The sequence below is a fragment of the Nocardiopsis synnemataformans genome (genome assembly GCF_965343085.1).
GTDB classification, from domain to species: Bacteria; Actinomycetota; Actinomycetes; order Streptosporangiales; family Streptosporangiaceae; genus Nocardiopsis; species Nocardiopsis alborubida.
In genome coordinates, this window is the sequence record NZ_CBDRFA010000064.1 from 43,699 (window position 1) to 50,742 (window position 7,044).

General features: G+C 72.7%; 5 protein-coding genes. 4 read left to right on the forward strand and 1 reads right to left on the reverse strand.

Going from position 1 to position 7,044, the window contains the following annotated elements:
• Positions 1-101: 101 nt before the first annotated feature.
• The 4 genes from cofD to ACSIH6_RS29070 all read left to right on the forward strand — a co-directional run bounded on the left by cofD (position 102) and on the right by ACSIH6_RS29070 (position 5,713).
• Positions 102-1,091, forward strand: coding sequence for a 2-phospho-L-lactate transferase (gene cofD / locus ACSIH6_RS29055; RefSeq protein WP_435111516.1), 990 nt, complete (start codon positions 102-104; stop codon positions 1,089-1,091).
• Positions 1,088-2,383, forward strand: a complete 1,296-nt coding sequence (locus ACSIH6_RS29060) for a coenzyme F420-0:L-glutamate ligase (protein WP_435111517.1) — start codon at positions 1,088-1,090, stop codon at positions 2,381-2,383. The genes cofD and ACSIH6_RS29060 overlap by 4 nt, the downstream gene beginning before the upstream one ends.
• Positions 2,384-2,499: 116 nt before the next feature.
• Positions 2,500-4,083: a Na+/H+ antiporter gene (locus ACSIH6_RS29065; RefSeq protein WP_435111518.1), complete on the forward strand. Its 1,584-nt coding sequence runs from the start codon at positions 2,500-2,502 to the stop codon at positions 4,081-4,083.
• A gap of 370 nt (positions 4,084-4,453) precedes the next feature.
• The gene (locus ACSIH6_RS29070; RefSeq protein ID WP_435111519.1) at positions 4,454-5,713 is read left to right on the forward strand and encodes a glycosyl hydrolase family 18 protein; all 1,260 of its coding nucleotides are present in this window, start codon (positions 4,454-4,456) and stop codon (positions 5,711-5,713) included.
• Between the two features lie 148 nt (positions 5,714-5,861).
• On the opposite strand, the gene cofH is transcribed toward ACSIH6_RS29070, so the two are convergent.
• Positions 5,862-7,044: 5-amino-6-(D-ribitylamino)uracil--L-tyrosine 4-hydroxyphenyl transferase CofH (gene cofH / locus ACSIH6_RS29075; RefSeq protein ID WP_435111520.1), on the reverse strand; the 1,183-nt coding region annotated here is incomplete at its 5' end.

Here is a 7,044-nt window from a genome sequence, read left to right on the forward strand (position 1 = left end):
CGGAGTTCACGGACCTCCGATACCGGAACGGTCACGCACGGATCGTGCCCACGGCGGGGCAGACGACCCATACACGCCTCCAGACTGCCAGACTTGGACGCATGCGGATAGTCGTACCGGCTGGCGGTATCGGCGGCGCGCGGTTCCTCCGCGGCCTCAGGGCGGCGCTCGGAACCGTGGCGTCGGCCACCGAAGAGCACACCACAGACAGCAGCATCACCGTCATCGGCAACACCGGTGACGACATCACCCTGTTCGGGCTGAGAATCTGTCCGGATCTGGACACGGTGATGTACACCCTCGGCGGGGGGATCAACGAGGAGCAGGGTTGGGGCCGGACCGACGAGTCCTTCACCGTCAAGGAGGAGCTCGCCGCCTACGGGATGAAGCCCACCTGGTTCGGCCTGGGCGACCGCGACACCGCCACCCACATCGTGCGGGCGCAGATGCTCGCCGCCGGGTTCCCCCTCTCGGCGGTCACCGAGGCGCTGTGCGACCGGTGGCGGCCGGGCGTGCGGCTGCTGCCGATGACCGACGACCAGGTCGAGACGCACGTGGTCGTCGACGACGGGGAGGGGCGCCGGGCCATCCACTTCCAGGAGTGGTGGATCCGACACCGCGCGGCGCTGCCCGCCGAACAGATCGTCAGCGTCGGCGCCGAGACGGCCAAGCCCGCGCCCGGTGTGCTGGAGGCGATCGCCGAAGCCGACGCCGTGATCCTGCCCCCGTCCAACCCGGTGGTCAGCGTGGGCTCCGTCCTGGGCGTTCCCGGGATCCGCGAGGCCATGGTGGGCAAGACCGTGGTGGGCGTCTCCCCCATCATCGGCGGCGCGCCGGTGCGCGGCATGGCCGACGCCTGCCTGACCGCGATCGGAGTGGAGACCAGCGCGGGCGCGGTCGCCGCGCACCTGGGCGCCGACCTGCTGGACGGTTGGCTGGTGGACGAGGCCGACGCGGGCACCGAGGTGGAGGGGATCGAGGTGCGCTCGCGTCCCCTGTACATGAGCGACCCCGCCGCCACCGAGGCGATCGCGCGGGCGGCCGTGGACCTGGCCGTGGAGCTGGCCCACGGGCGGGGAGGCGGCGAGTGAGCGCCGAACTGCGCGTGCGCGGGCTCGGCGGCATCCCCGAGGTGCGGTCGGGCGACGACCTGGCGGCCCTGGTCGCCGAGGCGGTGGCCGCCTCCGGGACCGCGCTGGCCGACGGGGACATCCTCGTGGTCACCTCCAAGGTCGTCAGCAAGGCCGAGGGCCGCGCCCGCCGCATGGACCGGGAGGAGGCGGTCGCCTCCGAGACCGTCCGGGTGGTGGCCCGCGCGGGCAGGACCGGGATCATGCAGACCCGGCAGGGGCTGGTCATGGCCGCCGCGGGAGTGGACGCCTCCAACGTCGAGCCCGGCACCGTGCTGCTGCTGCCCGAGGACTCGGACGCCTCCGCCCGCGCGCTGCGCGCCGGGCTGGGCGAGCGCCTGGGCGTGAACGTCGGCGTGATCGTGTCCGACACCTTCGGGCGCCCGTGGAGGGTCGGGCAGACCGACGTGGCCATCGGCGCCGCCGGGCTGTCCGCCGTGCAGGACCTGCGCGGCACCACTGACACCCACGGCAACCTCATGGAGGCGACCGTCAACGCGGTGGCCGACGAGATCGCCGGGGCGGGCGAGCTGGTCAAGGGCAAGACGAACGGGGTCCCGGTCGCGGTGGTCAGCGGCTTGGGAGACCTGGTCACCGAGGAGGACGGCCCGGGGGCGGCGGTGCTGATCCGTCCGCCCGACGCCGACCTGTTCCGGTACGGGTCGCGGGACGTGATCCCGGCCCGGCGGACGGTGCGCTCGTTCACCGACGCGCCGGTGGACCCGGCGGCGGTGCGTCGGGCGGTGGCCGCGGCGGTGACGGCCCCCGCGCCGCACCACACGACGCCGTGGCGCTTCGTGCTGGTGGAGTCGGCGCACACGCGCAAGCGGCTGCTGGACGCGATGCTCGCGGCGTGGGTGGCGGACCTGCGCGGCGACGGGTTCACCGAGGAGCAGATCGCCCGGCGCACGCGGCGCGGCGACGTGCTGCGCGGCGCGCCGTACCTGGTGGTGCCCTTCCTGGTGGCCGACGGCGCGCACCCCTACCCGGACGCGCGCCGGGCCGACGCCGAGGGGTCGATGTTCCTGGTGGCGATGGGTGCCGGGGTGCAGAACCTGCTGGTGGGGCTGGCCGTGGAGGGGTTGGGATCGGCCTGGGTCTCCTCGACCATGTTCTGCGCGGACGTGGTGCGCGAGGTGCTGGAGGTTCCCGAGGAGTGGCGGCCGATGGGCGCGGTGGCCGTGGGGTACGCGGCCGAGGCGCCGCGGGAGAGGCCGCCGCGCGACCCGGAGGACTTCGTCGCCGTGCGCTGACCCGTTGACGCGGTGGTCGCCGGGGGCGTGTCCCCCGGCGACCGGCGCGTCAGGGCGACCGGCGGACCCCGGCAGCGCCATGCTGGTGCGTCCGGGGGTCGGCGGGGAGGTGCGGGGTGTCCGTCGAGGGATATGTGGTCGCCACGCTGGTGATCGTGGTCGCGGTGATCTGCGGCCGACTGGTCGCGGGGCGGCTGCGGGTGCCGGGCGCGGTCGTGCTGGTGCTGCTGGGCATGGCCCTGGGAGTCGTGCCCTGGCTGCACTCGCTGTCGATCTCTCCCCAGGTCATCCTGCTGGTGTTCCTGCCCCCGCTGATCTACAACGCCGCGTTCTTCTCCTCCCCCAAGGACATGCGCGAGCTGGCGCGCCCCATCGTGGTGATGGCGGTGGGGGTGACGCTGCTGACGGCGTTCGGCCTGGCGGGGATCGTCCACCTGCTGATGCCCTCGGTGGGGTGGCCCGCGGCGATCGCCCTGGGCGCCGCGGTGGCGCCGACCGACGCCGTGGCGGCGTCGGCGATCCTCAAGCGGGTGGGCACCCCGCGCCGGGTGCTGACCCTCCTGGAGGGCGAGTCCCTCATCAACGACGGCGTGGCGCTGACCCTGTTCAGCCTGGCCGTGACCGCGATGGCGCACCCGCTCACGCCCCAGGAGGGCCTGGTCGAGCTGCTGAAGGTCGTGGCGGGCGGCCTGGTCTACGGCGCCGCGGTGGCGCTGGCGGTGTCGTGGTCGCGGACCCGCATGCGGGATCCGTCCCTCCAGCTGATGGTCGTGCTGGTCACGCCGTTCGCGGCCTACATCCCGGCGGAGATGGCGGGGTTCTCCGGGGTACTGGCGGCGGTGGTCGCCGGGTTCTACCTGGGCACGCGCGGCGAGGGACTGCTTCCGCCGCGGGTGCGGGTGAACGGGCAGACGATCTGGGGTGCCCTCGTGGGGCTGTTGGAGTCGATGCTGTTCGTGGTGCTGGGGTTGCAGCTGGACTCGGTGGTCACGGCGGTGCGGGACCAGTTCGCCTTCCTGGACCTGGTGTGGGTGGCGCTGGCGACGACGGCCACGGCGGTCGCCCTGCGCATGGGGCTGATGCTGGTGGTGATCCCGCTGCACCGGATCCCGCCGTTCTCGAGGCTGGAGGGGGCCGACCCTCGGGAGCGGTTGGTCATCGGGTGGAGCGGGATGCGCGGGGCGGTGTCGCTGGCGATCGCCCTGTCCCTGCCCGCGACGCTGGGCGGTGAGCCGTTCACCGAACGGGGCGCGCTGGTCTTCGTGGCGGGGGTCGTGGTGCTCGGGACGCTGGTGGGACAGGGGATGACGCTGCCGCTGCTGCTGCGCAAGCTGGGCATGGCAGGCGAGGGCGCGCGGCGGATGGAGTTCCTTCGGGCGGACGAGCAGATGAGCTGCGCGGCGCTGAGCAAGGTGGACGAGCTGCTGCGGGAGGGCGAGGTGGACGACCGCACCGCCGACTCGCTGCGCTCGGTGTACACGCGGCGCGTCTCGCAGGTGCGCGGGCTGATGGACGCCGGGGACGGGCGGGCGCGCGAGCGGGCGGACAGCGGCAGGGCCGTGCACGCGCAGATCACGCAGGCGCGCAGGGACGCGCTGGTGTCGATGTACCGGGAGGGCGACATAGACCACGCCGTGTTCCAGGAGATGAGCCGGGACCTGGACATCCGGGACACGGGCGCGGGTCCGTACGGCTCGTGAGTTCCGGGGCGGCCGGGGCCGGCCCGTAGGGCCCGTGAGGTCCGGTGCGGGGCCGCGCTCCCCGTGGGAACCGGGGCCTCCGGAGACCGTTCCGCACGCTCCGTGTGAATGTGTGGGAACCAGAGCCCGCGGGACGCGAACGCCCGCGCGGGCGCGCACGGAGTGTGATCAACGGTACGCGCTGCGGTCGCCTCTCCTGGTACTGAAGGGGTTCCTGTGACTCGGGAAAGGTACTGAGACCCGCAGAAAAACTACAAACTTTCCTTACCGTTTTCGTTGACGCAGCCGCGTGACAACTTTAAGGTTTCCTAACAATTAGCGGCTCACAGAGCCCCTTCGTCTCCCCCGCTCGACGACAGGAGCACCCCCGATGCCCGAACACCGCCTCAGGAAAGCCCCCAGAGCCGCGAAGGCCGCGCTGACCGGCGCCCTCGCCCTCCTGACCGCCGGACTCCTCGCCGGTTTCAGCCAGCTCTCCCCCGCGCCCGCCGAGGTCGAGACCGTGTCCGACAGCGACTCCGCCCAGGTCCAGCAGACCGGCCAGTGGCTCACCGGGTACTGGCACAACTTCTCCAACGGCTCCACCGTGATGCCGCTGTCGGAGATCCCCTCCTCGTACAACCTGGTCGCCGTCGCCTTCGCCGAGAACCACCCCACCCTCGACGGCGGGATCACGTTCGACCTCGCCAGCCAGGAGCTGAACGGCTACACCGACCAGCAGTTCCGCGACGACATCGCGGCCATCCAGGCCGAGGGCCGCAAGGTCATCATCTCCGTGGGAGGCGAGCTCGGGCACGTGGACGTCGCCAACGCCACCCAGGCCCGCAACTTCGCCGACACCACGTACCAGCTGATGCAGGAGTACGGCTTCGACGGGGTCGACATCGACCTGGAGCACGGCATCAACGCCCAGTACATGTCCGACGCCCTGCACGACCTGAGCGGCCGGGCCGGGGCGGACCTGATTATCACGATGGCGCCGCAGACCATCGACTTCCAGAGCCCGAACCGGGAGTACTACAAGCTCGCGTCGAACATCTCCGACATCCTCACCATCGTCAACATGCAGTACTACAACTCCGGCTCGATGCTGGGGTGCGACGACCAGGTGTACCACCAGGGCACCCCGGACTTCGTCGCCGCGCTGGCCTGCATCCAGCTGGAGATGGGGCTAAGCCCGGACCAGGTGGGCCTCGGGCTGCCCGCCGTGCAGTCCGCCGCCGGAGGCGGGTACATGGCGCCCAGCCAGGTCGTGCGCGCCCTGGACTGCCTGGAGGCCGGGATCAACTGCGGGTCCTTCTCCCCCGCCACCCCGTACGGCCCCATCGGCGGTGTGATGACCTGGTCCATCAACTGGGACGCCACCAGCGGCTACGCCTTCGCCGAGACCATCTCGGCCCGCCTGGCCGGCGGCCCCGGCGGCGGCGGGCCCACCGAGGAGCCGACCGACGGGCCCACCGAGCAGCCCGGCGACTGCGCCGCCGCGGCCTGGACGGCCGACAGCGTCTACACCGGCGGCGACGTGGTCTCCCACGGGGGCTCGGAGTACCGCGCCCAGTGGTGGACCCAGGGCGAGGAGCCGGGCACCACCGGCGAGTGGGGCGTCTGGAGGCTCGTCGGCGCCTGCTGACCCGAGGCCGCGTGGAGGGGCCCACCCCTTCCGCCACACGCGGCTCCCCGGCGGCCCGTCACACACTCCCCATCGGCTGACGGGCCGCCGACCCCCACGAGAGAGGGGGCGAAGCGCCGTCCCCCGGCGCTTCGCCCCCTCTCTCCCTCTAGGCCAGCGGCAGGGAGGGGCGCCGGACGCTGGGGGCCACGCCGTCGCTGGCCTCGGCCGCGCGCTGGCGCTCCCCCGGCACCGGACCGTAGGTCGTGGTGCGCTGGCGGACGGGGCGGCCCGTCGGCTCGACCAGGGCGCGGATGTCGCTGATGGTCTTGAACGACCCCTGCCCCGACCCGGCCATCCGACTGATGGTCTCCTCCATCAGGGTGCCGCCGACGTCGTTCACCCCACCCGAGAGCAGCTGGCGGCAGGTGTCCTCGGCCAGCTTGACCCACGAGCACTGGATGTTGTCGACGTGCCCGTGCAGCAGCAGGCGGGCCAGGGCGTGCACGGCGCGGTTCTCCCGGACCGTCGGTCCGGTGCGGGCCAGCCCGGCCAGGTAGATGGGCGCGTTGGTGTGCACGAACGGCAGCAGGACGAACTCGGTGAACCCCCGGCGGCCGTTGCGCTCCACCGCCCGCTCCTGGAGGGAGCGCAGCAGCTTGATGTGCGCCACCCAGTGCCTGGGCGAGTCCACGTGCCCGTACATCATCGTGGACGTGGTGGGGATGCCCAGGTCGTGCGCGGACGTGATGACGTCGATCCACTCGGCCGCGGGCAGCTTGCCCTTGGTGAGGATCCAGCGGACCTCGTCGTCGAGGATCTCCGCGGCGGTGCCCGGCACGGAGCCGAGCCCGGCCTCGCGGGCGCGCAGCAGCCACTCGCGGACCGGCAGGTTCGTGCGCGCCGCCCCGTTGACCACCTCCATCGGGCTGAACGCGTGGACGTGCATGTCCGGGACGCGCTCGCGCACGGCGGCGGCGATGTCGAAGTAGGCGGTGCCGGGCAGGTCCGGGTGGATGCCGCCCTGCATGCACACCTCGGTCGCCCCGGCCTTCCAGGCCTCCTCGGCCCGGTCGGCGACCTGCTCCAGGGAGAGCGTGTAGGCGTCGGCGTCGGTGCGGCGCTGGGCGAACGCGCAGAAGCGGCACCCGGTGTAGCAGACGTTGGTGAAGTTGATGTTCCTGGTCACGACGTAGGTGACGTCGTCGCCGACCGTGTCCCGGCGCACCCGGTCGGCCAGGTCGGTCAGCGCCTCCAGCTCGGCCCCGTCGGCGTGCAGGAGGGCGAGCGCCTCGTCGTCGGACAGGCCCGCGGGGTCGGACTCGGGGGGGGGGGGGGGCGCAGCGAGGTAG

Bases quoted from the DNA above. Each gene is read 5' to 3' on its own strand.
- ACSIH6_RS29070 (WP_435111519.1), top strand. From the start codon at position 4,454: ATGCCCGAACACCGCCTCAGGAAAGCCCCCAGAGCCGCGAAGGCCGCG.
- cofD (WP_435111516.1), top strand. From the start codon at position 102: ATGCGGATAGTCGTACCGGCTGGCGGTATCGGCGGCGCGCGGTTCCTC.